Source organism: Microbacterium sp. (assembly GCF_044340635.1).
Lineage (GTDB): Bacteria > Actinomycetota > Actinomycetes > Actinomycetales > Microbacteriaceae > Microbacterium.
The window spans coordinates 108,884-135,679 of sequence record NZ_JBIITF010000005.1 but is presented as its reverse complement, the minus strand read 5'-3'; the positions used below and the strand labels follow the sequence as shown (position 1 = coordinate 135,679).

Here is a 26,796-nt window from a genome sequence, read left to right as displayed (position 1 = left end):
GCATGGACACCGGAATCATCGGAAACCCCGGTATCTTCGACAGCGCTGTGACTCAGGATCAGGATGTCTCGGATGCGCCGTCGGCGCGGACGCCACCCGTCGACCCCCGACTGCTGAAGTACGCGACGGCGTCCCGGGCATTCTTCGCGATCATCGCGGCGATCGCCCTGCTGCAGACGGCCGTGATCGTCGCCTTCGCATGGCTTCTCACGCGAGCGATCGTCGGCGTCATCGAGGGAATGCCCGCGTCGGATCTCGCGGCGACGCTCGGGGCGCTCGCGGGGGTCGTCGCGCTACGTGCCCTGCTCGCGTGGGTGCGGGAGCTGAGTGCGGCGGGCGCCGCGGCACGTGTGCAGTCCCAGCTACGCGCGGGGTTGCTTGATGCGATCGGGGCGCTCGGACCCGGATGGCTCGACGGTCGTAATTCGGCGAAGCTCGCCCTGACCGCGGGTCATGGACTCGACGCACTCGAGGCCTACTTCGGACGATACCTGCCGCAGCTCGTCCAGACGGCGATCGCGACCCCGGTGATCATCCTCGTGATGTGGTGGCAGGACTGGATCAGCGGCCTGACCGTTCTGCTGACGATCCCGTTGATCCCGATCTTCATGATCCTCATCGGCCTCGCGACGCGGGCCGTGCAGAAGCGGCAGTGGGCCACGCTGCAACAGCTCGCCGCGCGCTTCGCCGACACCGTCGAGGGGCTCGGCACGCTGAAGGTTTTCGGACGTCAACACCGGGCCGCAGCATCCATCGCATCTGTGACAGAGACGTACCGCGTCGAGACCATGCGCGTGCTGCGGGTGTCGTTCCTGTCCGGCTTCGCCCTCGAGTTCCTCGCGAGCATCTCGGTCGCGATCATCGCCGTGTCGATCGGGTTCCGCCTGGTCGATGGGGCGTTGCCGCTCTCGATCGGCCTGTTCGTGCTGCTTCTCGCACCCGAGGCGTACCTGCCGCTGCGTCAGGTCGGCGTGCAATTCCACGCCGCCGCGGAGGGGGTGGCGGCGACCGACGACGTCTTCGCGGTCCTCGACAGCGCGAAGGTGCCCGTTCTGCCCGCGAGAGTGCCCGTTTTGCCCGCGAGGGTGCCCGTTCCCGGCACTCTCGACGCCGAAACGGGCACCCTCGGCCGCGAAACGGGCACTCTCGCGCTGCAGGGCGTGCGGGTACGACGCGGGGATCGGATGCTCCCCGCGGTGACGTTTACCGCAGCGCCCGGGCAGATCGCGCTGATCGAGGGGCCGAGCGGAGCCGGCAAGACAAGCCTGGTCGCGGCCCTGCGCGGCGCGGCCGAGTGGGAGGGCAGCGCGACGCTCGGAGACACGGATCTGCGGGACATTTCTCCTTCGACCTGGCTCGCGTGGGCCGGACAACAACCCGGCCTCATCGCGGGGACCGTTGCCGACAACGTCACCCTCGGCGACCCGACGCCCGACCCCGCCCGTGTCGACCGAGCGCTCGCGCTCGCGCAGGCGGACGGCATCGACGCATCCCTCGCCCTCGGTGTGCGGGGTGCAGGGCTCTCGGGGGGTCAGGCACAGCGTGTCGCGGTGGCTCGCGCTCTCTACCGGCACCTCGCGGGACGTGCGCCGGTGATCGCGCTCGACGAACCGAGTTCGGCTCTCGATGCCGCGACCGAGGCCGCCCTCTGGCGGAGCCTGCGTGGCATGGCGGATGCCGGGGCCACCATTCTGCTCGTCTCGCACCGCCGGAGCGCACGCGAGATCGCCGATGTCATCGTCGCCCTGCAGCCCGCGGGGGTGACCCGATGACGGCACCGCCCGCCCCGACCATGGGCACCACGTCGGCCGAGGTGCTGCGTGGCGCCATGCCGCCCGCACGCCGCTTCTGGCCCGCCCTCGCATCCGGCTTTCTCACCGAGGCCTCCGCCGTCGCGCTCCTCGCGGTGAGCGCGTGGCTGATTGTCCGAGCCAGCGAACAGCCGCCCGTCCTCTACCTCTCGGTCGCCGTCGTGGGCGTGCGTCTCTTCGCGCTCACCCGGGCGAGTTTCCGCTACCTGGAACGACTGACGGGACACGACGCGGCGCTCCGGCAGCTCGCGGCGACCCGCAGCGGCCTGGTCCGCCGGTTGATCCCGCTCGCCCCCGACGGCTTGGCACGAACACGCCGCGGCTCGGTTCTCGGCGCCCTCGTCGACGATGTCGATGACCTGCAGAACCTGCCCCTGCGCGTCGTCGAACCCCTCGCGGGGTCCGCTCTCGTCGTCATCGGCTCCGTCGTGCTCGTGACGATCGTCTATCCACCCGCCGGGCTCACACTGGCGACCTGCCTCGTCGCCGCGGGGCTCGTCGCCACGCTCTGGGGCTGGGGGGTCGGGGGCCGGGCCGAGCGATCCATCGCTCCCCTGCGCGCGCGGCTCACCGATGCCCTGCTCGATCATTTCGGTTCGCTCGACGTGCTGGTGGCGTACGGCGCCGAGTCGGCCAGCCGTGAGCGGATCCGGTCCGCGGACGCCGCGGTGCGTCGTGCGGTCGTCCGTCGCTCGGTCGCCCAGGCAGGAGCCACGGCGCTCGTCACACTTCTGGCGGGGGCGGCATCTCTTGCAGCGGTCGCGGTGGCAGCACCGGCGGGGCTCGATGGCCCCTGGCTGGCGGTCATCGTGCTGGTGCCGATGGCCGTTTTCGAGGTCTTCTCGTCGGTGCCGCTCGCCGCCGCGGCCTGGCGCCAGGTGCGGGCCAGCGCCACGCGGATCGCGGGGGCCCTGCCCGAGGCGCTCCCCTCGGGCCTGGTCGCCGAATCCGTCGCGCCTACCGGCAGCGCTCCGCCGCTCGGCTCCGGCCTCATCCTGCGCGATGTCTCGGCGCGCTGGCCACACGCCGACGGCCCCGCACTCCGCGGAGTCGACCTCGATGTCGCCCCCGGCGAGCGCCTGCTGGTGGTGGGGTCGAGCGGTGCAGGCAAGACCACGCTCGCGCACGTGCTCGTGCGCTTTCTCGACTGCGGCGGAAAGTACGAGATCGGCGGCACACCCGTCGGCCAGATCGCGGGCGACGACCTGCGCCTGACGGTCGGGCTCTGCGAGCAGCGGCCCATGCTCTTCGATGAGAGCATCCGACAGAACCTCTTGTTCGCACGCGAGACGGCGACGGATGCCGAGCTCGAAGCATCCCTCGATCGTGTCGGCCTCGGCACCTGGCTGCGCGAGCGCGGCGGGCTGGATGCCCGCGTCGGCGAACGGGGTGCCCTGGTGTCGGGCGGTCAGGCGCAGCGGATCGCGCTCGCCCGCGCGCTGCTGCGCGAGTTCCCGGTGCTGGTGCTGGACGAGCCGACCGCCGGGGTCGACGCCGAGGCATCCGATGCCCTCTTGGAGGACCTGCTTACGGCTGTGCCCGCCGACAGGGCGGTCGTGTTGATATCGCACGTCACGGTGCCCGACGGACTCGTCGACCGGGTCGTGCGGCTGGAGCATGGCCGCACAAGCGCCTGAGGGCTACAGGATCATCCCGAACGCCCGCACGCCCTCGTCCGAGGGCAGGGCTTCGAACCCCACGCGCGGGTAGAACGCGACGGCCCCGGTGTTTGCGGAGCTCGCGATGAGGTACAGCCCCGTCACTCCTGACGCCCGCGACTTCTCGGCGAGGATCCGGATCAGCGAGCGCCCCAGTCCGCTGCCCTGGGCTTCGGGAAGGAGGTCGATGTGCAGGTGCGCCGGGTAGCGAGCCGCGTGCTCTTCGGCGCCCGCCCGGAGGCCATCGGCGTGGGCCACGAAGTGCGCATCTCGCGGGTCGAGCGCACCCGTGGCGTCGGCGTAGCGGGTGCGCCGGGAAGGCCACCACTCCTGCCGGAACCATTCGTAGAAGGCATCCGTGTCGGGTGCAGCGACGATGTACCCCGCGACGCCATTCGGGCCATCGACCACGAAGGCGAAATCCGGGTGCCTCGTCACATACGGCAGGACGAACAGATCCGGCAGGAGCGAGTCCGACGAGTACTGCCCGGACGCGTCCGCTCCCGCGTCTCCGGTCCGGACGCAGATCTCCGCGAGCCGCCCCTCATCGCCGACGAGAAACGGGCGGATGGCATATGTCGTCTCGTTCATACGCCCACCGGGGGCGCGAACAACCGCACGGCGGACGGATCGACTCGGACCCGGACGGGGGCTCCGGGCGCGAAACCCGCGTCGACGATGTCGTCGGCCGAGACATCCGCAGCGACGGCCGGTTCGGCGGTGTGCACGCGTGCGCCCGCCGGAGTCTGCTCGACGCGGACGACCCGCGCGAGCCACGTTCCCGGCGTCGATTGCTCCTCCGCCGCGAGCCGCAGCGCGCCCGTCCACGTGGACTCGACGGCGCGTTCCAGGCGCACATCCGATGGCCGGAACACCGCGGCCAGGGGCGCGCCCTCCGCGGCGGACGCTGCCAGTGACACGTCGTCCGCGGCCCCGATGAGCACCTCGGGGGAAGCGGACCGCGCGCGCCAACGCCCATCGTGGGCGACGCCGTGGATCAGATTCACTCCCGCCACCGTCGCCACGAAGCGCGTGGCCGGGGCCCGAAGCACGTCACGGACCGCCCCGTGCTGGGTGACACGCCCGCCCTCGACAACCATCAGGCGCGTCGCGAGGGCCGCCGCATCAACGGCGTCGTGCGTCACGACGACCGCGGTCGCGTGTGTCGCCGCGAGCTGATCGTGCAGCATGGCGCGGACATCGGCAGCCGTCTCGGGATCGAGCGAGGTGAGCGGTTCGTCGAGCAGCAGCACCTGAGGCGAGGTCGCGAGCGCACGTGCGATCGCGACCCGCTGCTGTTGACCACCCGACAGTTGAGCGGGCCGACGGTCGCCCATTCCCGGCAGGCCGACGCGCCACAGCCAGTCGTCCGCATCGCCGAGCGCCACCTTGCGATCAATGCCGCGGGCACGGGGACCGAACGCGATGTTCTCACGCGCCGTCAGGTGCGGGAACAGACGGGCGTCTTGACCCAGAAGTACCGCGCCGCGCTGCGCTGCCGGGATGTGCCGACGCGGTCTCGCGACGGATGCGACATCCCGTTCGCCGATCCGGATGTTCCCCTCGCTCAACCGGGTCAACCCCGCGATCGCCGCGAGCAGGGTCGACTTGCCCGCCCCGCTCGGGCCCATCACGGCCACGACCTCACCGGGCGCGCACGCGATCTTCGCCTCGAGCCGGAAATCTTTGCGCGCCACGACGATGTCGGCGGCGAGCGCTGCGCCGGTCATCCCGCGACCCCCGTCGTTCCGCGACTCGGACGCCAAGCGCGCACGAGCAGCAGCACCAGGATCGCGGTCACGAGCAAGAGGAGGGAGAGCGCGACGGCGGTCCCCTGCCCCACCCCTGAACCGTTGAAGGCCGTGTAGATCGCGAGGGGCATCGTCTGGGTCACGCCCGGTGCATTGCCGGCGAACAGCGCTGTCGCCCCGAACTCCCCGATCGCGCGAGCGAACGCCAGGATCACGCCGGCAACCAGGCCGGGCGCGGCGAGGGGCAACGTGACCCGCCAGAGGATCCGCCATCGACCCGCCCCGAGCGTCGAGGCGGTGCGCTCGAATTCGACACCCGCTGTGCGCATCGATCCCTCGAGGGCGAGCACGAGGAAGGGCAGCGCGACGAACGTCTGGGCGAGCACGACGGCGGTCGTCGAGAAGGGGATCTGAATGCCCCAGGTCTCCAGCGTCTGTCCGAGAGGGCCGGTGCGTCCGAACAGGAAGAGCAGCGCGACCCCGCCCACCATCGGCGGCAGCACGAGGGGCACCGTCACGATGACGCGCAGCAGCGCCGAGATGCGCGGACCCGAACGGGCGATCACGAGCGCGAGCGGAACGCCGAGGATGACGCAGATCCCGGTGGCGATGATTCCGGTGCGGAGCGACAGCCAGAGCGCGTCGAGCGCCACGGGCGATGTGATGTCGGCCCACAGCGTCGACCATTCGACCCGGGCGACGAGCGCCCCCAGGGGCACGATCAGCAGCGCGAGGCCGAGAACCGCAGGGAGAGCGAGGATCGGAGGGACGAATCCTCCCGTGCCGCGGGCGAGCCTCACGGCGTCCCGAACCCTGCGTCGGCGAGGATCTTCTGCCCCCGGGCACCGAGCACAAAGCCGGCGAACGCTGCGGCTGCCTCGGGGTTGGCGGCGTCCGCGAGCGCGGCGATCGGATACCTGTTGACGACCTCCGCCGCCCCGTCTGGCACGATCGACTCGACGTCGTCGCGGTCGACGACATCCGTCCGGTAGACGAGCCCCGCGTCCGCCTCGCCCGTCGCGACCTTGGTCAGGACCGCCGTGACGTTCTGTTCGACGCTGACGGGCTGGACCTCGACGCCGGCACCGGCAAGCAGCGCCGTGGACGCGGCGCCGCACGGCACTTCGGGAGCGCACAGGACGATCGATAGATCGGGGTCCGCCAGGTCACCGAGCGATGTCACTCCCCCCGGGTTGTCGGCGGGAACGACGATCACGAGCGTGTTGCTGGCGAACAACTCGGCGGAACCGGCGACCAGCCCGGCGTCTTGAACGGTCGTCATGTTCATCTCGTCGGCCGCCGCGAAGACGTCCGCCGGCGCTCCCTCGACGATTTGCCGCGCGAGTGTGCTCGATCCGTCGTACACGAGGGGAAGAATATCGACGCCGGAGTTCTCCGCCTCGAACTCCTCGGCGATCCGATCGAATGCCGTCGCGAGCGAGGCCGCCGCGAAAACGGACAGAGTGCCCGAGAGTTCCCCGGAATCGGATGCCTCGGGCTCCGACCCGGGCGTCGCCGCGCATCCGGCGAGCGCGATCGCGGCGGCTGCGGCCAGCGCGGCAAACCGCGCCGGCCCCCGCACAGCGCCGCGTACACTCATTCGCGCGGCGCTTCGACGATGACGTTGGTCGCCTTGACGACGGCCACGGCGAGGGATCCGACCTCGAGGTTCATCTCGCGAACGGCCTCCGCCGAGAGCAGGGACACGACGCGGTGGGGTCCCGCCTGAATGTCGAGCTGGGCCATGACGCCGTCGATCTGCACGTGCGTCACGAGCCCCACGAAACGGTTGCGGGCGCTGGAGAGGATGTCGGTCGGGTCTGCGGCGGCGCGGGCGAGCTCGACCGCGCGGGCGGCGAGTTCCGGGCCGGGGATCTCGGCGGGCGTGGCTCCCGTGGTGGGGAGCAGGTCCTGCTCGACCCAGCGGCGCAGGGTGTCATCGCTCACCCCGAGCAGCCGTGCCGCCTCGGCGATCTTGTAACTGCGCATCTCCCGATCCTATCTCCGCATTTGCGTGTGCGTCTCGGCATTATCTCCGCTCGTGCGGATGCAGCATCCCTCTGCCCGCGCGACGCCCTCGGCGCACCCGGTGCCGTCCGCACGATCCATCCAGCGACACCCCGCGACGGGCCCGGATGCACCGGCGTGTCGGCGACCGGTCGTGCGGACGGCACGGCGATCCCGGCCGCCCCGACCGCTCAGCCACCGGATTACCCTGGGCTCATGCCCCTTCCACCCCTCGTCGAGCCCGTCGCCGCCCTGAGCGAGAGCGAGCGAGCGCGTACCGTCCGGCACGCCAGCCTCGCCGGGCTCGGTGAACTCGGACAGCGTCGCCTGCGAGCCGCGCACGTCGCCGTCGTGGGCGCCGGGGGGCTCGGCTCGCCGGTCCTGCTCGCCCTCGCGGCCGGCGGGGTCGGCACGCTCACGGTCATCGATGACGATGTGGTCGAGGCATCCAATCTGCAACGTCAGGTGATTCACTCCCTCGCGGATGTCGGCGAACCGAAGGTCGACAGCGCCGCCCGCCGGATCGCGGGACTCTCGCCCGAGACCCAGGTGGACGGCCGGAAGACCCGCATCGACCCCGCCAACGCGAAGGACCTGCTCGAGGGGGCCGACCTCGTGATCGACGGCAGCGACACCTTCGACACGCGCGAGGCCGTCGCGGCAGCCTGCGAGGCGCTGGGCACGCCGCTCGTGTGGGGCACGGTGCAGGAGTTCGCCGCCCAGGTGACCGTTTTCTGGAGCGCGCCTCCCGAGGGAACGGACCCCATTCGGCTCGGCGACCTCTACCCCTCGGGAAGCGTCGGCTTCGTGCCCACCTGCGCAGACGTCGGTGTGCTGGGGGCGCTCTGCCTGCAGGTGGGTGGCCTGATGGCGATCGAGGCGATCAAGCTCATCGCCGGTATCGGCGAACCCCTGCTCGGCCGCGTGCTCGTGATCGACAGCCTGCGCGCCCGGCAGCGCGAGGTTCCGCTGCGTCCCGCCGGTGCCGAGGCATCCGTGCCGCCGGCACCGTCCTCTCCCGTCGCGACATCTCCGATCCCCGAGATCTCGGCGCACGAACTGAGCGCAGCCCTCGCCGCAGGCACAGCCCCGACGATGATCGACGTACGGGAACATCACGAACTCGCGAGCGGCACGGTCCCGGGCTCGCATCATCTTCCCCTGGGCGCCGTACTCGCCGACCCGAACGCGTTCGCGGAGACGATCGGCGGTCCCGTCGTCGTGATCTGCCAGGCCGGTATCCGGGCCACCCGGGCGGCGCGAGCGTTGGCCGCCGTCGGGGTCGAGGCGATCGTTCTGACGGGCGGGATGGATGCCTGGGCGGCGTCGGACCTCGCGCGCCACCTCGCGACCCCCCTCACGACGGCTGACGCATGAGCCTCCGCACGGTCGAAGAGCACCTCGCCGAGATCCTCGCCGCCGTCAGCGTGACCGACACCGTCGACCTCCCGCTGGCCGCGGCATCCGGTCGCACCCTCGCCGCGCCCGTCCTCGCGCGCGTCGACATTCCCGTCTTCGACAATTCGGCGATGGATGGCTTCGCCGTGCGATTCGCCGACGTTCGGTCCGCCTCGGCCGAGGCGCCCGTGGCCCTCCGCGTCGTCGCCGACCTGCCCGCGGGCACGGACCTTGATCCCCCGCTCGGTCCCGGCGAAGCGGCCCGCATCATGACGGGGTCACCCCTGCCTACAGCCGCCGATACGGTCGTGCCGTTCGAGGACACGGTCGGCGGCCTCGACGATTCCCTGGATCAGGCGGTCGTGCTCGTCGCGCCACGTGCGGACGGCGCCCACGTGCGGCGGCGCGGCGGCGACGCCCACACCGGTGACGAGATCATCCCCGCAAACGTTCCGCTCAGAGCCCTGCAGCTGGCTGCCGCCGCGGCGGCGGGCGTGCCGCGCGTATCGGTCTGCCGCGCACCGCGCGTGGTCGTCCTCTCCACGGGCACCGAGCTCGCCGAGCCCGGCACGACCCTTCGTCGAGGTCAGATCCCCGAGTCCAACTCGGTGCTGCTGTCGGAACTCGCGCGTGAGGCCAGAGCCGAAGTCATCCATGTCGGAAGCGTCGGGGATGACGAAAACGACTTCCGCGCTGTCCTGGCTTCCGCCGTCGACGCGGATGTCGTGATCACCTCGGGTGGAGTGAGCGCCGGCGCTTACGAGGTCGTCAAGAACGCCCTCGGTTCGGATGCTGCGATCTCGTTCGTGAAGGTCGCGATGCAGCCCGGCAAGCCGCAGGGCTTCGGGGTGCTGCCCGGGGGCGCACTGTTCTTCGGATTGCCCGGCAACCCGGTCAGCTCGGCGGTGTCGTTCGAGACCTTCGTTCGTCCCGCCCTCCTCGCGATGCAGGGCCGCACGGACCTGCATCGTCCGCTCCTGCGACTGCCCGCATCCGAAGGCTGGTCGACCCCGCCCGGCCGCCGTCAGTATCTGCCGGCGGCGATCGATCGCACCGATCCCGCACGCTGGACCGTCCGTCCGGCAACGGCGGGTGGCTCGGGCTCGCACCTGGCCGGTGGTCTTGCCCGCGCCGAGGCCTACGCGATCGTGGCGGCTGAGCTCTCGCGAGTAGAACCCGGCGACGCGGTCGATGTCATGCTGGTGTCATGAGCTTCACCCATCTGGATTCCTCCGGTAATGCGCGCATGGTCGACGTCACCGACAAGCAGCCCACCGTGCGATCAGCGACAGCCCGCGGATTCGTGCGCTGCGCCCCCGAGGTCGTCGCGTCGCTCCGCGACGGCAGTGTGCCAAAGGGCGATGTGCTCGCCGTCGCCCGCATCGCGGGCATCCAGGGCGCCAAGCGCTGCGCCGAGCTGCTCCCCCTCGCGCACATCATCGGCGTGCACGGCGCATCCGTCGACCTCGTCGTCGAAGACGGGGGCGTCGCCATCGAAGCGACCGTCCGCACCGCCGACCGCACGGGCGTCGAGATGGAGGCCCTCACGGCCGTTTCGGTCGCCGCGCTCGCGATCGTCGACATGGTGAAGGGACTCGACAAGTCGAGCTCGATCGAGAACGTCCGGATCACGGCCAAAGAAGGCGGACGATCGGGATCGTGGAAGCGCCCCGGCGAGGCGTGACGCCCGGCGGGTTCGACGCGATCGTCCTCGCGGGCGGACGGGCGTCCCGATTGGGCGGCGCGCAGAAACCGCTGCTCGAGGTCGGCGGCACCGCTCTCCTGACCCGAACGATCGCCGCGGCGCGTTCCGCGGGCGCGGAACGGATCATCGTCGCGGGAGAGCGGATGCTCGATGATCCCCTGGTGGAGTGGGTCCGGGAGGACCCGCCCTTCGGCGGCCCGGTCGCGGCGATCATCACCGCCCTTCCCCGCGTCGAGGCGGAATGGGCACTCATCCTCGCCTGCGATCTGCCCGGCGTCGATCAGGCACTCGCGCTGCTGCCGCTCGATGCACCGGATCAGGACGGAGCGCATGTGACGGATGCTTCGGGCCGGGCACAGTGGCTGACCGCCCTGTATCGGACCGCCGCGCTGCGCGAGGCCGCCGCATCCGTGCCCGATAGCGGCCGCGACGCCCCCGTCCGGGCCTTGGTCGCTGGGCTGCGTCTGACATCGGTCGAGGCACCCCCGACCGCGAGCCGCGACGTGGACACGTGGGAGGATCTTGAGTGGGCTCGCAGTCTTTCGGACGCGCCCGGAGAGGACGCCACCGTGTCTGAATCACAGACCCCGTCTGAAGCGTCGGACCGCACCCTTCCGCCTGAGGCGCTGGATGAGTGGGCCAACGCGCTCGGCGAGCGCTTCGAGATGTCGAACGACGATGTCCATGTCTCGCTCATCCTCGATCTGGCGCGTGATGTCGCGAACGGTGTGGCTCGTCCCGCTGCCCCCGTCAGCGCGTTCGTTGCCGGACTCGTCGCTGGCCGCGCGGGTGGTTCCCCCGAGTCGGTGCGCGAGGCCGTCCGCGCGATCACGGAACTCGCGGAGAAATGGGCGGAGAAGCGCTGATGGCGCGGGTCCGCTATTTCGCCGCGGCAGAAGAAGCCGCCGGCCGCGAAGAGGAGGTACGTTCCGAGCCGACGCTCGGTGATCTCCGTGCCGCGCTCACGAACGACTACCCGGAACTGGGACGCATCCTGCCGCGCTGCGCCGTGCTGGTCGGCGGGTCCCGCGCGGGCGACGACGCCGCGCTCGCGAGCGACGTGCTCGTCGACGTTCTGCCCCCCTTCGCCGGGGGCTGAGTCTCGAACAGGTCACTGAGCCTGTGCCTCACGGTCACTGAGCCTGTGCCTCACGGTCACTGAGCCTGTGCCTCACGGTCACTGAGCCTGTCGAAGTGACCCGCAGCATCGCCTTCCCGAAGATGCGGGAACTCTCATCTTTTTCGGCGTAATTTGGGCTCAAATGGGCGCTTTTCGCACTCCGGATGTCGGTGGTCGCCCGTAGAGTTTCGAACATGTATTCGATGACTCGCGGTGTTGATGCCAAACATCGGGACCTCGCAGACCGGGGCGCTGAGGCGGCACGTGTAGCCGAGCAGGGGCAGGCGGCGCTCGCCCGCATCTTCGCGGAAGCAGCCGCGGAAGGGATGCACAGGGTTGCGGAGCTCGCCTCCCCCTCCTCCCGCGAAGCAGAGTTGCCGTTCCGTGCTCTGGCGGCGGAGCTCGGTGCGGCGATGAACATGTCCGACCGCACCGTCCAACGCCGCATGAACGACGCCGCCGTGTTGGAGGAGTCTTTCCCCGCGACGTTCAACGCGTGGGAAGAGGGACGGATCGCTCGCGGCCATGTCGCGGTGATCATGGAACACGGGCTCCCCCTCACCGATCCTGACGCGCGGGCGGAGTTCGAGGCTGAAGCTCTGATTCGGGCTGAGGGGACAACGCCCGGACGGCTCGGGGCGTCGTTGGCGCGTCTCGCGGAGTCGTTGCAACCGCGTCCGCTCGCGGAGCGCCACAAGGAGGCACGCGCGTCGCGGGGTGCGTGTGTTCGGGACGTCGGCGACGGGATGGCGGAGTTCAGCACCATCCAACCCGCGGTGCTCGCGCACGCGATGCACGACCGCATCACCCAACAGGCTCGGGCGATCAGGAATGCCGACCCGACCGACACCCGCACCCTGGATCAGATCCGCGCAGACCTGGTGGCGGACATGCTGCTCACCACGACGCCTTCCGTGGAAACGGGTGCCGGGTTCTCGGATGGTTTCGGCGGATTGGGCGCGATTCGCGGGATCGTGAACGTCACCGTTCCCGCGCTGGCACTAGCTGGGGTGACCGACGAGCCGGCCGAGCTAGTCGGGCGGTGCCCGATGGACCCGGCCACCGCCCGGCAGCTCGCGGGACACGCGACCGGTTGGGACCGAGTTCTCGCAGATCCCATCACCGGGTGCGTGCTCGCGGTCGACCGGTACACGCCCTCGGCGGATATGAAGAGGTTCCTCCGCGCGCGGGATCAGCACTGCCGATTCCCCGGATGCCGACAACCCGCACACCGGTGTGACCGGGATCACACCCTCGACTACGCCCTCGGCGGCGCCACGGATGTCTGCAACCTGGCGTGCCTCTGCACACGACACCACACCCTGAAAGGCGAAACAGCCTGGACGGTCCGACAACTCGGCGGCGGAGTCCTGGAGTGGACCTCACCCGGCGGTCACGTCTATATCGACAAACCACCCCCGGCGATCCACTTCGTCCCGAACACGGATCCACCCCCGTTCTGAAGCACTCCGCTGCCTCATCTCGGTCACTGAGCCTGTCGAAGTGACCCGCTGTGCCCTGCCCGCGGGGCATCTCGGTCACTGAGCCTGTCGAAGTGACCCGCTGTGCCCTGCCCGCGGGGACTCGGTACTCCCTTCGACAAGCTCAGGGAGCGCTGCCCGCGCGCCCGGTCACTGATCCTGCCGAAGTGACCAGGTCCCGGCTCATCAGCGACTCAGCCGCCGAGGCCCTTCCACGCGGTGGTGCCGTCGGCCTCGACCTGACGCTTCCAGACGGGCAACTCCGACTTGATGGCCTCGATCACCGTGCGGCTGACCTCATAGGCCTCCGCGCGGTGGGGTGACGCGACGGCGATGACGACGGCGGCATCCCCCACCCCGAGTCGGCCGATGCGGTGGCTGACGGCGACGATCGCCTCGGACGATCCGATCGCCTCGGAGGCAATCCGGTGCAGCGTCGTCTCGGCGTCGGGATGCGCGGTGTACTCCAGCGCGACGACGGCACCCGAGGCATCCGGATCATGATCGCGAACACGACCGACGAACGTCGTGACCGCGCCGGCCGATGCGTCGTCGACCGCTCGCAGATGCACGTCGAGATCGAGCGCCTCGGCGCTGATCAGAGCGAGGCGAACGGCAGGCAGAGTCGTTTCCGTCATGTGTGGTCCCCTCCGGCGAGCTGGTCGATGACGTGGCGCGCGACCGACAGGATGACCGGGATGCCCGAGCCGACCGCCGCGGTCGAGCCGGGCAGGTTCACCACGAGCGCGCCGCCGCCGGGCGCATCGACCACTCCGGCCCGTCCGCGCGAGAGCATGCCGCCCGGTTTCTCGGATGCGCCGATCCGCCGAAGTTCCTCCGCGATTCCCGGAATCTCACGGGTGAGGACGCGAACGGTTCCCTCGGGCGTCACGTCGCGGGGGCTGACACCGGTGCCCCCCGTCGTGACGATCAGCCGCGCGCCCTCGGCGAGCGCCGCCCGCAACGCGGCCTCGACACTGTCCGCGCCATCCGGCACGACGACAGGATCGGCACAGTCGAAACCGCCCACCCGTAGACCCGCGACGGCCGCGGGGCCGCTCCGGTCCTCGCGCAAGCCCGCAGCCGAACGGTCTGAGACCGTGATCACGACTGCACGATACGGGTTGGCGTTCACCCGCCCAGCCTATTCGGCGTTCGCGGGGGCGGCGCCGGCCGTCGCCTGCTCGGCGTTCGCGGGGGCGGCGCCGGCCGTCGCCTGCTCGGCGGCCGCCACGATACGGGAGGCCATACCCGCGAAGATGAACCCGTGGAAGGGCAGCACGGCAAACCAGTACAACCGGCCCGAGAGCCCGCGGGGGAAGAACACGGCGCGCTGCTCATAGCGTGAACCGGATGCTACGGGCACGGCCTTCATCTCGAGCCACGCAAGGCCAGGAACCTTCATCTCGGCCCGGAGCCGCAGAACGGATGGCTCGTCCGCACCGCCGCGCTCGAGATCCTCGACCCGCCAGAAGTCCAGCGCATCCCCCACGGCGAGACGGTCGGCATTGCGACGTCCGCGGCGAAGGCCGACTCCCCCGACGAAGCGGTCCATCCAGCCGCGGACCGCCCACGCGAGAGGCCACGAGTACCACCCGCGACTGCCTCCGATCCCCTCGATGACCCGCCAGAGCGACTCGGCCGAGGCAGAGGTCTGGGTGACGCGCGCGTCGGTGAACACCGTGCGCCCCGACCAGTCCGGGTCAGCGGGAAGCGGATCGCTCGGCGCGTTGTGCACGGCGGCGTCCTGCCAGCTCGTCTCGATGACGCCCTCCCGCACGCGACCGAGCGCCAGCGCCACCGCGCGGCGATACGGGGTGAGCCCGCCCTCCGGCCGAGCAATCAGGTCGTCGACGTCGTGGTTGGCCATGACGCAGTCGTTCTGCAGCGACTCGACGAGCGGCCGCGCGAGCGCCGCCGGTATGGGCGTGACGACACCGACCCAGTGCGAGGCCAGGCGGGGTGTCAGCACGGGCAGCGGCGCGATCGGGCGCTGCGGCAGACCCGCCTCGACGGCGTATCCGTTCATCATCTGGCCGTACCGCAGCACGTCGGGTCCGCCGATGTCGACGGTGCGCGAAACGTCGGGGTCGACTCGTGCCGCGCCCAGAAGATAGTGCAGGACGTCGCGCACGGCGATCGGCTGAATGTGGTTGCGCACCCATTTCGGGGCCGGCATATACGGCAGCACCTCGGTCAGGTGACGCACCATCTCGAACGACGCCGAACCCGAGCCGATGACGACCCCCGCCTGCAGCACGAGCGTCGGGACGCCGCTGCCCAGGAGCGCCTCGCCGACCTCGACGCGCGAGCGGAGGTGACGCGACAGCTCGACGTCTTGCGGGTGCAGACCGCCGAGGTAGACGATCCGGCGGACACCGGCGCCAGCGGATGCCTCGGCCACCGCCCGCGCGGCGGCCAGATCGACGTCCGCGAAGTCCTTCCCCGCGGCCATCGAATGCACGAGGTAGTAGAGCACGTCGACATCCCGCACGGCCTCGACCACCGCGTCCGGATCCGCCGCGTCACCCACGACGACCTCGACCTCGGCACCCCACTCGTAAGCAGCGACGCGCGAGGCCTGCCGCGCCAGCACCCGGACGCGGTACCCCGCCGAGATCAGGCGTGGCACGAGGCGCGCGCCGATGTAGCCCGTCGATCCGATCACGAGCGCGCGGGGCGGCTCCCCGTCCGGGCGTGGCTGAGCCTGCAGTGCCTCCTCGCGCCCGGTCGGTGCCGCCAGCCCGCTCATGCGGTGTCGTTCAGAAGCACGTTGTTCAGGAAGAGATCGTTCACGGCACATCCCGGTGCTCGAGGCGGATGATGACGGACTTGGATGTCGGGGTGCCCGAGACATCCGCCGTCGAATCCAGGGGCACAAGCACGTTGGTCTCTGGATAGTACGCCGCCGCGTTGGCACGCGGGGTGCTGTACGCGATGATGCGGAACTCCTCGGCCCGGCGCTCCTCGATCGTGCCGTCGGCTCGGCGCCACTCCGACACGATGTCGACGATCTCATCCGCCTGGAAACCGAGTTCGGCGATGTCGTCGGCGTTGACCATCACCACGCGTCGTCCGCCGTGGATGCCGCGGTACCGGTCGTCCTTGCCGTAGATCGTGGTGTTGTACTGATCGTGCGAGCGGAGGGTCTGCAGCAGCAGGCGACCCTCGGGGATCACCGGGTACTCGAGTTCGTTGACCGTGAACATCGCCTTGCCCGTCTCGGTCGCGAACGACAGCTCGTCGCGCGGGCCGTTGGGCAGGTAGAACGTGCGACCCTTCGCGATGCGGCGGTCGTACTCCTCGAACCCGGGGATGACGTGCTCGATGTGCAGGCGGATCTGCGAGTAGTCCCGCTCGAGCGCCTCCCAATCGGCCCGCGGATAGTTCGCCGGTGTCCCCGCCTCGGGCGGATCGACCTTCGGCTCGCGCTCTTCCCTCGGCGAGCGCTCCGGATAACCCCGATCGTGGTTCCCGTTGTGAACGGGGGGTTGCCCGAACGGCCTCGCCGAGGCATCCGTCGGGAACAGCAGCGCGGAGAGGCGAGCGAGGATCGCGACCTCGCTCAGCATGTCCTCGGACGGCGGAACCAGGCGTCCGCGCGAGCCGTGCACGGCTCCCATAGAGTCCTCGACGGTCACGCGCTGCTCGACTCCGCCGCGGACGTCGCGGTCCGTGCGTCCGAGCGTCGGCAGAATGATCGCCCGGCGTCCCGTCACGAGGTGCGAGCGGTTGAGCTTGGTCGAGACCTGCACGGTCAGCTCGGTGCGGCGGAGAGCCGCCTCGGTGACTGCGGTGTCGGGCGTCGCGCTGACGAAGTTGCCCCCCATGCCCATGAACACGCGAACCCTGCCGTCGCGCATGGCCCGGATCGCCTCGACCGTGTCGTAGCCGTGCTCGCGCGGCGCGCTGAAGCCGAACTCGGCGTCGAGGGCGTCGAGGAACGCTGTGGACGGCTTCTCGTAGATGCCCATCGTGCGGTCGCCCTGGACGTTCGAGTGGCCGCGCACGGGGCAGACCCCGGCGCCGGGACGCCCGATGTTGCCCTGCAGCAGCAGAACGTTGACGACATCTCGCAGCGTCGCGACCGAGTGCTTGTGCTGGGTCAGGCCCATCGCCCAGCAGACGATCGTCGCCTTCGACAGGCGAACGCTCTCGCCCACTTCGCGGAGTTCCTTTTCGGAGACGCCGGTCGCCGTGACCAGCTCGCTCCACGGCACCTGGCGGATGAAGGCGTCGAACTCGGCGAAGCCGCTCGTGTGCGCCGCGATGAACGCTCGGTCGATGACGCCCTCGGCCTCATCGGATGCGTCGTCCGCCTCGATGAGGTGCTTGGCGATGGCCTGGAACAGCGCCTGGTCGCCGCCCAGGCGGATCTGCACGAACTGATCGGCGAGCTTCGTCCCGCCGAGAACCATGCCCTTCGGCGTCTGCGGATTCTCGAAACGCATCAGCCCGGCCTCGGGCAACGGGTTGACGGCGATGATCTTCGCGCCGCGCTCCTTGGCCTTCTCGAGCGCGCTCAGCATGCGCGGGTGGTTGGTGCCCGGGTTCTGCCCGGCCACGATCAGCAGGTCCGCCTCGTGCATGTCGGTGATCGACACCGTGCCCTTGCCGATTCCGAGCGTCTGCGTGAGCGCCGAGCCACTCGACTCGTGGCACATGTTCGAGCAGTCCGGCAGGTTGTTCGTACCCAGCCCGCGCACGAGCAACTGGTAGAGGAACGCCGCCTCGTTCGACGTGCGCCCCGAGGTGTAGAAAACGGCCTGGTCGGGATCGTCCAGGCTCGAGAGCTCATCGGCGATGGTGCGGAGCGCGTCGTCCCACGAGATCGGTCGGTAGTGCGTGGCGCCGTCGTCGAGGATCATCGGATGCGTCAGCCGCCCCTGCTGCCCGAGCCAGTAGTCGTCGTGCCCGTACAGGTCGGCGATCGAGTGCTCGGCGAAGAAGGCCGGCGGAACACGGCGGATCGTCGCCTCTTCGGCGACGGCCTTCGCTCCGTTCTCGCAGAACTCCGCAATGTGCCGCTTGTCCTCTTCGGGCCACGCGCATCCGGGACAGTCGAAACCGTCCTTCTGGTTGACCTTCAGAAGCGTCTGCGCCGTACGCGCGACACCCATCTGATCGACCGAGATCTGGAGGGCGTGCAGCACCGCCGGGATGCCGACCGCGACCTTCTTGGGGCGGGTGACATGCACGCGGGACTCGTCGATATCTGATGCGGGGGGCTTCGTCGCCATAGCGCCATCGTACGCCGACTCAGGGCGGTGTACCTCTGTCGATAGGTATTAGCGTCGGGAACTAACGCCGACCGGTTCCAAAGATCCCCCGGATGACTCCGCCCAGGATGGTCTGCGTCGCCTTCGATCCGAGCACCTGCTCGATGGTCGACTTCTGCGATCGCGAGGTCGAGGATCGCGAAGGAGTCGTCCGCATGCTCTTCAGCAGTCGCTCCTCCTCCGCGCGCGCCTTCTTCGTTGCCGCGGCATCCGCTCGCTCGATCGCGGCCCGCTGCTTGGCGAGTTCGGCGTCGATCTTCGCCTGGGCTTCGGCGGCGTCTTCTGCCATCTGTGCGGCGTGCGCCGCGTTCATCCGGGTCGCCAGGATTTCGCGAGCGGACTCGCGGTCGATCGCATCCCGGTATCGGGGCAGGAGCGCCGATGCCGCGATGGTCGACTCGATCACGGCTCCAGGGGCGGGCGACATCAACCCCAGTGGCGCGCGCAACCGCGTCCAGGCGACCGGCGACGGGGCACCCTTCTCGTTCATGACGGTCACGATCGCCTCGCCGGTGCCGAGCTCTTGCAGCACGCGCTCGAGGTCGTAGCCCGAGGTGGGATACGTGCCGACCGTGGCGCGCAGCGCCTTGGCATCGTCCGGAGTGAAGGCACGCAGCGCGTGCTGCACCCGCGAGCCGAGCTGCGCGAGCACGTCGCTCGGCACGTCCTTCGGGGTCTGGGTGACGAAGAACACCCCCACCCCCTTCGACCGGATGAGGCGCACCGTCTGGGTGATCGCGGCCAAGAAGTCCTTCGACGCGTCACGGAAGAGCAAGTGAGCCTCGTCGAAGAAGAAGACGAGCTTGGGCTTGTCGAGATCGCCCACCTCGGGCAGCAGCTCGAACAGCTCCGCGAGCAGATACATCAGGAACGTCGAGAAGAGCGCGGGGCGCTCGATCACGCCCGGAACCTCGAGCAGGCTGATCACCCCGCGCCCGTCGGGCGCCGTTCGCAGGAAGTCCGTCACATCGAACTCGGGCTCACCGAAGAAGACGTCGGCCCCGCCATCCGCGAACGTGATCAGCTCGCGCAGGATGACACCGGCCGTGGCCTTGGACAGACCGCCCAGCCCCTCGAGCTCGGCCTTGCCCTCGTCGCTCGTCAGATAGCTGAGCACCGAGCGCAGGTCGGACAGGTCGACCAGGGCCAGGCCGTTCCGGTCGGCGTAATGGAACACCAGTCCGAGGCTCGATTCCTGGGTCTGATTGAGGCCGAGCACCTTCGACAGGAGGAGGGGACCGAACCCCGAGACCGTCGCTCGCACGGGTACGCCCGAACCGACGCCGCCCAGTGCAAAGAACTCCGCCACGGATGCCTCGGGCCTCCAGTCCTGCCCGATCGCCGCCGTGCGAGCCAAGAGCTTCTCGCTCGACTCGCCCGCCACGGCGACCCCGCTCAGGTCGCCCTTGATGTCGGCCGCGAAGACCGGCACACCGTGCGCGGCCAGCTGCTCCGCGAGACCTTGCAGCGTTCGGGTCTTGCCCGTGCCCGTCGCCCCGGCCACGAGGCCATGCCGGTTTGTCATCGCGAGGGGGATGCGCACCTGCGCGCCCGGTACCGCCTCACCGTTGACCAGTGCGCCGAGATCGAGCGCAGCCTCGGCGAAGGAGTATCCCCGCGTGATGGTTTCGACCTGCTCGGCACTCAGCGGCCCGGCGCTCGCAGCGGGCGCAGCGGACGCAGCAGTCGATCCCGTCCCCGTCGTCGTCACGCCCAGCCGAGCGGCCGTTGCCTCGGCGTTAGCGAGCGCCGCCCGTGCCTGTGCCGCCGCAAGCTGCGCCTCTGCCAACTCGGCCTCGGCGCGGAGTCTCGCGAGTTCGACGGGGGAAACGTCCGGCGAGGGCTCACTCATGGGGTGAGCTTACCGACGCGCTCCCGTCCGGTGAGAGGGATGACTCGCGCGAATACGGCCGCCAGGATGAGCGCGGCACCCGCACCGGCGAGCGCCCCACCGAGCGTGTCGCTCAGCCAGTGCGCGCCCAGGTAGGTGCGCGAGAAGGCCATCAGCAGGACCCACGCAACTCCCGTGAGGATGACCCACAGGCGCGGGAAGATCACGGCAAACGCCACGGCGATCGTCGCCGCGTTCGCGACATGCCCCGAGGGGAACGATCCGAAGTCCGAGAACACGATGATCTCTTCGGGACGCGCGCGCCCGAACAAGCGTTTCAGGATTTGCACGACGAGCGCCGACGCCGCCGACGCCGCAAGGAAATACGCGGCCGCCCACCATCGCCTGCGGAGCGCGAACAGGCCGACAACCACGAGCGGGACGACCAGGACGCCGAACCAGCCGCCGCCCAGCCAGTTCATCGCGAACGACACCCACAGAAGGAAAGGGGTGCGACCGTCGGCCAGCCAACTCGCCCACAGGGCGTCGACCGTGAACGGGGCGTTGCCCCGGCCGACCGCGATCCACGCGCCGAGTCCGGCCGCCAGGGCGAGAAGCACGACACCCGTGATGAGCAGGGTTGTCGTGGTGCGTCTGGACGGTGCGGATGACGACGGTGCAGTTGGCGACGGGGCGGATGACGGCATCCGTCGATTCTGTCAGGGAGTGAGCGATTGCACCGAGCGTGGGCGCACGACCAGCCACAACCCGAGTACGCCGATCACCGAGCATCCGACCATCACGACGGCCATCGTGGTCGCCGTGATACCCGTGTCTCCGGCAATCCAGCCCACAAGCGGCGACACAAAACCGGCGACTCCGAAGTTGACGGCCCCGAGGATGGATGCCGCGGTACCGGCGGCTTTGCCGTGCCGGTCGAGCGCCAGGACCTGCACACACGGGAACGTGAATCCGCACGCCGTCATGAAGACGAAGAGGGGCACGAGGATGCCCCAGAGGCCCAGGCCGATCTGATCGGCGAGGATGATCGCGACGCCGGCGACGACCAGCGTCGACGTGGACCAGGCCAGCACCCACTGCGGTCCATACCGGGCGGCGAGGCGCGAGGCGATCTGCACGCCGGCCACGAGTCCCAGCGAGTTCGCGGCGAAGAGGAGTCCGTACTGCTGCGCATCGAACCCGAATGACTGCTGGAAGAGGAAGGACGATGCGGAGAGGTACGAGAACAGGCCGCTGAACGTCATGCCTCCGATGATCAGCACGCCGAGGAACACGCGGTCGGTCAGGACGCTGCGATACCGCTGGCCCACGGTGGTGGACCCCAACTCGTGGCGCCGCGCGCGCGGCAGCGTCTCGGGCACCAGCGCGATCGCCGCCACGAGCATGACCGCACCGTAGATCGCGAGCACGACGAAGAGGCCGCGCCACGACATCACCAGCAGGAGCGCCGAGCCGATGAGGGGCGCGATAACGGGCGCCGCACCGCTGACGAGCGCAAGGCGCGAGAGCATGACGACAAGACGTCGACCGCCGAAGAGGTCGCGGACGATCGCCATCGCGACGACGCCTCCCGCGGCGGCACCCGCACCCATCACGACACGTGAGACGCCGAGCAGCATCAGCGTCGGGGCGATCGCGGCGGCCGCGCTCGCGAGCACGTGCAGCGCCGTCACGCCGATCAGGGGCAGGCGTCGCCCGACCTTGTCGCTGAGCGGGCCGACGAGGAGTTGACCGACGCCGAACCCGATCATCGTGCCCGTGAGGGTCAGCTGGATCGCGGCGGCGGTCGTGTCGAAGTCGGCCTCGAGCACCGGGAATGCGGGCAGATAGAGGTCGATCGTGAACGGACCGAGGGCCGTCAACGCCCCCAACAGGATGACGTAGACGATGCGACGGCCGGTCGAGATGCGATCGCCGGGGTGCAGCATGATCGGCGCTGTCGCGGGGTTCGGCCCGAGGGTACGGATGGCGCCGGTGGCGGAGTGATCGGGCACGAAGAAACCTCGGAAGAGACGGAGCGGTCGCGGAACCCGAAGAACGACGTCGCGGCATCGAATCGATTCGGTGACCCTATCCTACAGCTGCAGCGACGACGCCCAGCCCGCTCACGGATGCGGGCGAATACACTTGCAGCACACCCGCGCGCGAGCGCGACTCCCGACGCAACCCGAGCCGAGAGCCCCCGCATGTCCCCGAAGAGCACGAGCGGTAACCCCGCGAACAAGGCCCAGGCCGACCTCACGATCAAGCAGCAGCGTGAGAAGCGGCGGCAAGAGAAGCTCGCCGAGTATCAGCGCCAGGTCGCCAAGCGGCGCCGACGCGGTCTCATGTGGTGGATTGTCGGCGGGGTCGCCGCTCTCACGATTGCCGGCGTGGTCGTCGCATCCATCGTCTTCGCACCCGAGCCCGCACCCACCTTCGAGGCCGGGGGAACGGGCGCTCAGATCGAGGGTGTCGAGACGTTCACGAACGAAACCACGCACGTCGAAGGCGTCGTCGATTACGAGCAGTCCCCGCCCGCCGGCGGCCCGCACAACCAGGTCTGGCTCAACTGCGGCATCTACACCGAGCCGCAGCAGAACGAGTACGCGGTGCACTCCCTCGAGCACGGCGCCGTGTGGGTCACCTACGACCCCGCGCTCGTCCAGGGCGACGAGCTCGCGGCGCTCGAAAGCCAGCTGCCCTCGAGCTACGTCATCCTCTCGCCCTACGAGGGTCTTGACAGCCCGATCGTTCTGAGCGCCTGGAACGCGCAGCTGAAGCTCGACTCGGCCGACGACGAGCGGGTCAGCGAATTCTTCGAGGAGTACTGGCGCAACCAGAACGCTCCCGAGCCGAACGCGGCGTGTACGGGCGCGATCGACGGCCCCGGTAGGCAGTAGCGGATGACGGCGGAGCGGACGGGTCCCCCGCGCTGGCTGCTCATCACCCTGGCGGCCGTCGCCGTCGCCGCACTCGCGTTTGCGATCGGCCGCTTCTCGACGTTCGGCGTGGCGGCCGAGGCATCCGCGCCCACGACCGACTCCGCAGAGGCTGGATTCGCGCGTGACATGCAGGTGCACCACGCTCAGGCGGTCGACATGGCCATGACGCTCTACCGCGAGACCGACGATGCCGACCTGCGGGCGCTCGCGTACGACATCGCCACGGCGCAGTCGGCGCAAGCGGGCGAGATGTACTCGTGGCTGGTCTCGTGGGGTCTGCCTCAGCGCGGTGGAACGCTGATGGCATGGATGGCCGACGATCCCGGCCACTTGGACCACGGTTCGTCCGCCGCGCCCGCGACCGAGGCCGAGCTGCTGCGCGATATGGGCATGGCGACCGAGGAAGAACTCGACGCGTTCGAGGCCGCTTCGGGCGTCGACGCGGACTGCCAATTCTTGACGCTCATGACGCGACACCACGAGGGTGCCATCGACATGGTCGATGCGGTCCTGCGCCTCGGGTCCGAGCCTCGGGTGCTTCAGGTCGCCCAGTCGATGAAGGACGTGCAGCAGTTCGAGCTCGACTCGATGGCCGCCGCCGCGCTCCGCCTGGGATGCTCGTAAACCTGCGGCCGACGAGGGCTTGACGAAAAAGTTTCACTCACTCGAAGAAGAGGCATCCGATCCCGTGCGCGCGAGGATCGACACGGAGGGTGAGTTCGGGAGACAGCACCTCTTGCACGACGACCTCCACCGTGTAGTGCACCTCGGCCGACAGCAGATGGCCGGCATAGGCGGCACCACCCGCGCTCTTGACGCCCGCCGCGACGTGGAGATGCACCCGTGCCGAACCGTCCTTCTGGGCGATCGAACCCGAGCCGATGCCCTCGAGATAGGCAACCTCGACCGACGTAGGCAGCGGCAGTTCCGGGTCCACGGTGTCGTCCCGACCCGCGATGAGTGTCACCGAACGGAACGCGCCGAAGAAGAGGTCGACGGTGCCCGCGCGGACTCCCGTTCGCGCACACCACTCGTCGAGGGCAGCGATGACCTCCTCGCCGGGCTCGAGAACCAGAATCCAGCGCCGCCCGAGCACGAGCTCCGTCTCGCGCACGTCAGCTGTCCAAACCGGCGAGTAGAAGAGCGTCGACCTCCGCGGCCCACACGGCGAGGTCAAGCTTCCCAGCGCCATGAATATGCAGTTCAGCGGTCGCCCACATAGATCACTCTCAGTCGTTTCCGGAGTTCAACCGACGCTCGGGAAGGCTCGTGAGCTGGCGGCGAATGTAGGTCTGCTGCACGGCACGGATGATGCCGATCAGCACGATGCCCACGGCGCAGAGCCCGGCGATCAGCATCACGGCGTCCTCGCGCGGCCAGACGAGCTGGAAGAAGTCGATCGCGATCGGCACATTGAGGATGATCGCGAGTCCGCCGACCATCGCGACCAGGATGGCGGCCTTGATCCAGGTCAGCGGCAGAGAGATCAGCGCCAGCACCCAGATACCCAGCACGGCGACGATGATTGTCGACCCGGTACGCAACTCTTCGATGGGGACACCCCACAGATGCCCGGCTATGCGTGAGAACACCGTGAGAGCGAGGCCGACGACGAGCCCCGCGGGGATGGCGAAACTCAACGAACGCCTGAGGAATCCGGGGATGTAGCGCTGCGTGTTCGGCAGCAGCGCCAGGAAGAAGGCGGGGATGCCGATCGTCAGGCCATCCGTGATCGAGAGCTGCCGTGGCAGGAACGGGATCTCCATGATCATGATGCCGAACAGGATCGCGATCGTGGTGGCGTAGGCGGTTTTCGTCAGGAACACCATCGAAACGCGTTCCATGTTCGCGATCACGCGCCGGCCCTCGGCCACCACCGCCGGCAGATGGGAGAACTTTCCGTCGAGCAGCACGAGCCGCGCGACAGCCTTCGTGGCGGCGGACCCGGAGTTCATCGCGATGCCGATGTCGGCCTGTTTGATCGCCAGCGCGTCGTTCACGCCGTCACCGGTCATCGCCACAACACGGCCTCGGGACTGCAGCGCTACGACGATGCCCTTCTTCTGCTCGGGCGAGACCCGGCCGAATACCGTGTGCTGGCTCAGCACGTCCGCGAGCGCATCGCTGTCCTCCGGCAGCTCACGCGCATCGAACCCGTGCGGCACGTCAAGTCCCAGGTCGCGCGCGATCGCGGCGACCGTCTGCGGGCTGTCCCCGGAGATGATCTTGACGTCGACGCCCTGCTCGGCGAAGTACTGCAGGGTCTGCGCGGCGTCCTCTCGCACGTGCTCTTGCAGGGTGAGGGCGGCGATCGGTTCGAGGTGCGCCGGCAAGGTCTCCGCCTTCACGTTCCCGTCGTCGAGCGGCACGGGGCAGTAAGCGAGCAGGATCGTCCGGCGACCGGTCGAGGCGAGTTCGTTCGTCGCGTCGGCGAGGGATGCCTCGTCGTTCTCGGCACACGGTCCGCTCCACGGCACCGCACGCGTCGCCGCGTCGGGGAACACGAGGCTCGGTGCGCCGAGCACCCACGTGCCCCGGGCATCCGTTCCCGCGAACGAAACCGCACTCCACTTGCGCTTGGACGAGAACGGGATTTCGCGCTCCGCGACCAAGGCTGCGCCCGCGGGGAATCCTTCGGCGAGGCTCCGGGCGGTCGCGTTCGCATCGGGCGCGCGGCCGAACCAGCCGAGGGCGTCCCGCCAGCCCGTCGCGCGATCATCGAACGGGTACACCGCATCGAAGGCGATGTCGCCGTAGGTGAGCGTTCCGGTCTTGTCGAGACAGATGATGTCGACGCGGGCGAGGCCCTCCACCGCGGGGAGTTCTTGCACCAGAACCTTCTCGGCCGCGAGGCGCGCCGCTCCGACCGCGAACGCAATGCTGGTCAGCAGTACGAGCCCCAGCGGGATCATGGCAGTGATGACGGCGATCGAATCCACCGCCGCCTGGCGCCAGGACCCATCCGCGAAGGCTTCGTCCCACCCGCCCTGAACCTGCACCTGGGCGTTGGTGACCAGCAGTGCAATCGGCCCGATGCCCCACGCGACCCAGGCGAGCACCCTGTTGACGCCGCGCCGCAACTCCGATTGGACGAGCGAGAATCGCTTGGCCTCACCCGCGAATCTGTTCGCGTACGAGTCCGCGCCCACCTGCGTCGCCCGGGCATCGGCGCGCCCCGAGACCACGATCGAGGCGCTGAGGAGCTGCCCGCCCGGATGCTTGTCGATCGGGTCCGATTCACCGGTCAGCATCGACTCGTCGACCTGCAGTCCCTGCTCGCTCAGCACTTCTGCGTCCGCGGGCACCTGATCGCCGGCCCGCAGGACGAGGATGTCGTCCTGCACGACATCGGCGGGCGCTATCTCGGCCTCGACCCCGTCGCGCCGCACCCGCGCACGCGGGGCATTGAGCAGGGCGAGACGGTCGAGGGCGATCTTGGCTCGAATCTCCTGGTAGCAACCGATCAGGGCATTGAAGATCGCCGCGAGCCCGAACAGCGCATCCTGCCACCGGCCGAGTGCGAGCAACGCCGCGAAGCACGCGAACACGATCGCGTTGAAGAGGGTGAAGACGTTCGCGCGGATGATGCTCCACCAGGTGCGACTGGTGTCTGCATCGAATGCGTTCGTGCGCCCAGAGGCGACCCGCTCCGCGACATCCGCGGCGCTCAGGCCGGCTGCCGTCCGCCCCGCGCGATCGACTGCAGAAACGGTGGCCGGCGCATCCGGAACATCCATGGCACTCACCATATCGGCGGCATCCTCGAGTGCCCGGGTATGACGACGGGACGGGCGGCCCCCCGTTGCGCCG

24 protein-coding genes are annotated in these 26,796 nt (G+C 69.6%); 10 read left to right on the top strand and 14 right to left on the bottom strand.

Annotation, left to right across the window (positions count from 1 at the left end):
* The first annotated feature begins 2 nt into the window (after positions 1–2).
* Both cydD and cydC read left to right on the top strand, forming a co-directional pair.
* Complete coding sequence (gene cydD / locus ACIQ0W_RS06690) at positions 3–1,772, top strand: thiol reductant ABC exporter subunit CydD (protein ID WP_396642003.1); 1,770 nt, start codon at positions 3–5, stop codon at positions 1,770–1,772.
* The gene (gene cydC / locus ACIQ0W_RS06685; protein ID WP_396642001.1) at positions 1,769–3,448 is read left to right on the top strand and encodes a thiol reductant ABC exporter subunit CydC; all 1,680 of its coding nucleotides are present in this window, start codon (positions 1,769–1,771) and stop codon (positions 3,446–3,448) included. Before cydD ends, cydC begins: the two co-directional genes overlap by 4 nt.
* A gap of 3 nt (positions 3,449–3,451) precedes the next feature.
* Here cydC and ACIQ0W_RS06680 read toward each other — a convergent pair whose 3' ends face one another.
* Genes ACIQ0W_RS06680 through ACIQ0W_RS06660 form a run of 5 tightly spaced genes read right to left on the bottom strand, consistent with a single transcriptional unit; the run spans position 3,452 to position 7,209 of the window.
* Entirely contained in the window at positions 3,452–4,060 is a 609-nt protein-coding gene (locus tag ACIQ0W_RS06680; RefSeq protein ID WP_396642000.1) for a GNAT family N-acetyltransferase, read from the bottom strand.
* Positions 4,057–5,199 (bottom strand): sulfate/molybdate ABC transporter ATP-binding protein, encoded by a 1,143-nt coding sequence (locus tag ACIQ0W_RS06675; RefSeq protein ID WP_396641999.1) that lies wholly within the window; start codon positions 5,197–5,199, stop codon positions 4,057–4,059. Before ACIQ0W_RS06675 ends, ACIQ0W_RS06680 begins: the two co-directional genes overlap by 4 nt.
* Entirely contained in the window at positions 5,196–6,020 is an 825-nt protein-coding gene (locus ACIQ0W_RS06670) for an ABC transporter permease (protein WP_396641998.1), read from the bottom strand. Before ACIQ0W_RS06670 ends, ACIQ0W_RS06675 begins: the two co-directional genes overlap by 4 nt.
* Positions 6,017–6,820: a molybdate ABC transporter substrate-binding protein gene (gene modA / locus ACIQ0W_RS06665; RefSeq protein WP_396641997.1), complete on the bottom strand. Its 804-nt coding sequence runs from the start codon at positions 6,818–6,820 to the stop codon at positions 6,017–6,019. The genes ACIQ0W_RS06670 and modA overlap by 4 nt, the downstream gene beginning before the upstream one ends.
* Positions 6,817–7,209 carry a molybdopterin-binding protein gene (locus ACIQ0W_RS06660; RefSeq protein WP_396641996.1) on the bottom strand — a complete coding sequence of 131 codons (393 nt, stop codon included), beginning with the start codon at positions 7,207–7,209 and terminating at the stop codon, positions 6,817–6,819. The genes modA and ACIQ0W_RS06660 overlap by 4 nt, the downstream gene beginning before the upstream one ends.
* Before the next feature lie 234 nt (positions 7,210–7,443).
* Between ACIQ0W_RS06660 and ACIQ0W_RS06655 the strand changes: the two genes are divergently transcribed.
* From ACIQ0W_RS06655 to ACIQ0W_RS06630, 6 genes are all read left to right on the top strand, one after another.
* Positions 7,444–8,604, top strand: a complete 1,161-nt coding sequence (locus ACIQ0W_RS06655; RefSeq protein WP_396641995.1) for a ThiF family adenylyltransferase — start codon at positions 7,444–7,446, stop codon at positions 8,602–8,604.
* Positions 8,601–9,836 carry a gephyrin-like molybdotransferase Glp gene (glp, locus tag ACIQ0W_RS06650; RefSeq protein ID WP_396641993.1) on the top strand — a complete coding sequence of 412 codons (1,236 nt, stop codon included), beginning with the start codon at positions 8,601–8,603 and terminating at the stop codon, positions 9,834–9,836. Before ACIQ0W_RS06655 ends, glp begins: the two co-directional genes overlap by 4 nt.
* Positions 9,833–10,309, top strand: coding sequence for a cyclic pyranopterin monophosphate synthase MoaC (gene moaC, locus ACIQ0W_RS06645; protein ID WP_396641992.1), 477 nt, complete (start codon positions 9,833–9,835; stop codon positions 10,307–10,309). Before glp ends, moaC begins: the two co-directional genes overlap by 4 nt.
* Positions 10,285–11,196, top strand: a complete 912-nt coding sequence (locus tag ACIQ0W_RS06640; protein ID WP_396641991.1) for an NTP transferase domain-containing protein — start codon at positions 10,285–10,287, stop codon at positions 11,194–11,196. Before moaC ends, ACIQ0W_RS06640 begins: the two co-directional genes overlap by 25 nt.
* Complete coding sequence (locus tag ACIQ0W_RS06635) at positions 11,196–11,429, top strand: MoaD/ThiS family protein (RefSeq protein ID WP_396641990.1); 234 nt, start codon at positions 11,196–11,198, stop codon at positions 11,427–11,429. Before ACIQ0W_RS06640 ends, ACIQ0W_RS06635 begins: the two co-directional genes overlap by 1 nt.
* A 215-nt stretch (positions 11,430–11,644) precedes the next feature.
* Entirely contained in the window at positions 11,645–12,913 is a 1,269-nt protein-coding gene (locus ACIQ0W_RS06630) for a DUF222 domain-containing protein (protein WP_396641988.1), read from the top strand.
* Between the two features lie 212 nt (positions 12,914–13,125).
* Here the strand turns inward: ACIQ0W_RS06630 and ACIQ0W_RS06625 are convergent, their stop codons facing one another.
* The 7 genes from ACIQ0W_RS06625 to ACIQ0W_RS06595 form a co-directional block, all read right to left on the bottom strand.
* A complete protein-coding gene (locus ACIQ0W_RS06625) occupies positions 13,126–13,554 on the bottom strand; it encodes a molybdenum cofactor biosynthesis protein MoaE (RefSeq protein ID WP_396642041.1) in 429 nt (142 codons plus the stop codon).
* An 11-nt stretch (positions 13,555–13,565) separates the two neighbouring features.
* Positions 13,566–14,066 carry a molybdenum cofactor biosynthesis protein B gene (locus ACIQ0W_RS06620; RefSeq protein WP_396641987.1) on the bottom strand — a complete coding sequence of 167 codons (501 nt, stop codon included), beginning with the start codon at positions 14,064–14,066 and terminating at the stop codon, positions 13,566–13,568.
* 9 nt (positions 14,067–14,075) lie between these two features.
* Positions 14,076–15,683: an SDR family oxidoreductase gene (locus ACIQ0W_RS06615; protein ID WP_396641986.1), complete on the bottom strand. Its 1,608-nt coding sequence runs from the start codon at positions 15,681–15,683 to the stop codon at positions 14,076–14,078.
* 40 nt (positions 15,684–15,723) lie between these two features.
* A complete protein-coding gene (locus ACIQ0W_RS06610; protein ID WP_396641985.1) occupies positions 15,724–18,171 on the bottom strand; it encodes an FdhF/YdeP family oxidoreductase in 2,448 nt (815 codons plus the stop codon).
* 61 nt (positions 18,172–18,232) lie between these two features.
* Positions 18,233–20,062: a helicase HerA-like domain-containing protein gene (locus tag ACIQ0W_RS06605; protein ID WP_304687031.1), complete on the bottom strand. Its 1,830-nt coding sequence runs from the start codon at positions 20,060–20,062 to the stop codon at positions 18,233–18,235.
* Positions 20,059–20,748, bottom strand: a complete 690-nt coding sequence (locus ACIQ0W_RS06600) for a phosphatase PAP2 family protein (RefSeq protein WP_304687032.1) — start codon at positions 20,746–20,748, stop codon at positions 20,059–20,061. Before ACIQ0W_RS06600 ends, ACIQ0W_RS06605 begins: the two co-directional genes overlap by 4 nt.
* Positions 20,749–20,760: 12 nt before the next feature.
* Positions 20,761–21,990, bottom strand: coding sequence for a multidrug effflux MFS transporter (locus ACIQ0W_RS06595; RefSeq protein ID WP_100813388.1), 1,230 nt, complete (start codon positions 21,988–21,990; stop codon positions 20,761–20,763).
* Between the two features lie 258 nt (positions 21,991–22,248).
* Here ACIQ0W_RS06595 and ACIQ0W_RS06590 point away from each other — a divergent pair, with 258 nt between their 5' ends.
* Positions 22,249–22,944: a DUF3105 domain-containing protein gene (locus ACIQ0W_RS06590; RefSeq protein ID WP_396641984.1), complete on the top strand. Its 696-nt coding sequence runs from the start codon at positions 22,249–22,251 to the stop codon at positions 22,942–22,944.
* A gap of 3 nt (positions 22,945–22,947) precedes the next feature.
* Complete coding sequence (locus tag ACIQ0W_RS06585; protein ID WP_100813338.1) at positions 22,948–23,610, top strand: DUF305 domain-containing protein; 663 nt, start codon at positions 22,948–22,950, stop codon at positions 23,608–23,610.
* A gap of 37 nt (positions 23,611–23,647) precedes the next feature.
* On the opposite strand, the gene ACIQ0W_RS06580 is transcribed toward ACIQ0W_RS06585, so the two are convergent.
* On the bottom strand, positions 23,648–24,100 hold the full coding sequence (locus ACIQ0W_RS06580; protein WP_157811218.1) for a PPC domain-containing DNA-binding protein: 453 nt from the start codon (positions 24,098–24,100) through the stop codon (positions 23,648–23,650).
* Positions 24,101–24,215: 115 nt separating this feature from the next.
* Complete coding sequence (locus tag ACIQ0W_RS06575) at positions 24,216–26,735, bottom strand: HAD-IC family P-type ATPase (protein WP_396641983.1); 2,520 nt, start codon at positions 26,733–26,735, stop codon at positions 24,216–24,218.
* Between the last annotated feature and the right edge of the window lie 61 nt (positions 26,736–26,796).

Excerpts from the sequence above, each read along its gene's own strand:
- cydD (WP_396642003.1), top strand. The coding sequence starts at position 3 with ATGGACACCGGAATCATCGGAAACCCCGGTATCTTCGACAGCGCTGTG.
- cydC (WP_396642001.1), top strand. The coding sequence starts at position 1,769 with ATGACGGCACCGCCCGCCCCGACCATGGGCACCACGTCGGCCGAGGTG.
- ACIQ0W_RS06680 (WP_396642000.1), bottom strand. The coding sequence starts at position 4,060 with ATGAACGAGACGACATATGCCATCCGCCCGTTTCTCGTCGGCGATGAG.
- ACIQ0W_RS06675 (WP_396641999.1), bottom strand. The coding sequence starts at position 5,199 with ATGACCGGCGCAGCGCTCGCCGCCGACATCGTCGTGGCGCGCAAAGAT.
- modA (WP_396641997.1), bottom strand. The coding sequence starts at position 6,820 with ATGAGTGTACGCGGCGCTGTGCGGGGGCCGGCGCGGTTTGCCGCGCTG.
- ACIQ0W_RS06660 (WP_396641996.1), bottom strand. The coding sequence starts at position 7,209 with ATGCGCAGTTACAAGATCGCCGAGGCGGCACGGCTGCTCGGGGTGAGC.
- ACIQ0W_RS06655 (WP_396641995.1), top strand. The coding sequence starts at position 7,444 with ATGCCCCTTCCACCCCTCGTCGAGCCCGTCGCCGCCCTGAGCGAGAGC.
- glp (WP_396641993.1), top strand. The coding sequence starts at position 8,601 with ATGAGCCTCCGCACGGTCGAAGAGCACCTCGCCGAGATCCTCGCCGCC.
- moaC (WP_396641992.1), top strand. The coding sequence starts at position 9,833 with ATGAGCTTCACCCATCTGGATTCCTCCGGTAATGCGCGCATGGTCGAC.
- ACIQ0W_RS06635 (WP_396641990.1), top strand. The coding sequence starts at position 11,196 with ATGGCGCGGGTCCGCTATTTCGCCGCGGCAGAAGAAGCCGCCGGCCGC.
- ACIQ0W_RS06630 (WP_396641988.1), top strand. The coding sequence starts at position 11,645 with ATGTATTCGATGACTCGCGGTGTTGATGCCAAACATCGGGACCTCGCA.
- ACIQ0W_RS06615 (WP_396641986.1), bottom strand. The coding sequence starts at position 15,683 with ATGAGCGGGCTGGCGGCACCGACCGGGCGCGAGGAGGCACTGCAGGCT.
- ACIQ0W_RS06610 (WP_396641985.1), bottom strand. The coding sequence starts at position 18,171 with ATGGCGACGAAGCCCCCCGCATCAGATATCGACGAGTCCCGCGTGCAT.
- ACIQ0W_RS06605 (WP_304687031.1), bottom strand. The coding sequence starts at position 20,062 with ATGAGTGAGCCCTCGCCGGACGTTTCCCCCGTCGAACTCGCGAGACTC.
- ACIQ0W_RS06600 (WP_304687032.1), bottom strand. The coding sequence starts at position 20,748 with ATGCCGTCATCCGCCCCGTCGCCAACTGCACCGTCGTCATCCGCACCG.
- ACIQ0W_RS06595 (WP_100813388.1), bottom strand. The coding sequence starts at position 21,990 with ATGCTGCACCCCGGCGATCGCATCTCGACCGGCCGTCGCATCGTCTAC.
- ACIQ0W_RS06590 (WP_396641984.1), top strand. The coding sequence starts at position 22,249 with ATGTCCCCGAAGAGCACGAGCGGTAACCCCGCGAACAAGGCCCAGGCC.
- ACIQ0W_RS06585 (WP_100813338.1), top strand. The coding sequence starts at position 22,948 with ATGACGGCGGAGCGGACGGGTCCCCCGCGCTGGCTGCTCATCACCCTG.
- ACIQ0W_RS06575 (WP_396641983.1), bottom strand. The coding sequence starts at position 26,735 with ATGGTGAGTGCCATGGATGTTCCGGATGCGCCGGCCACCGTTTCTGCA.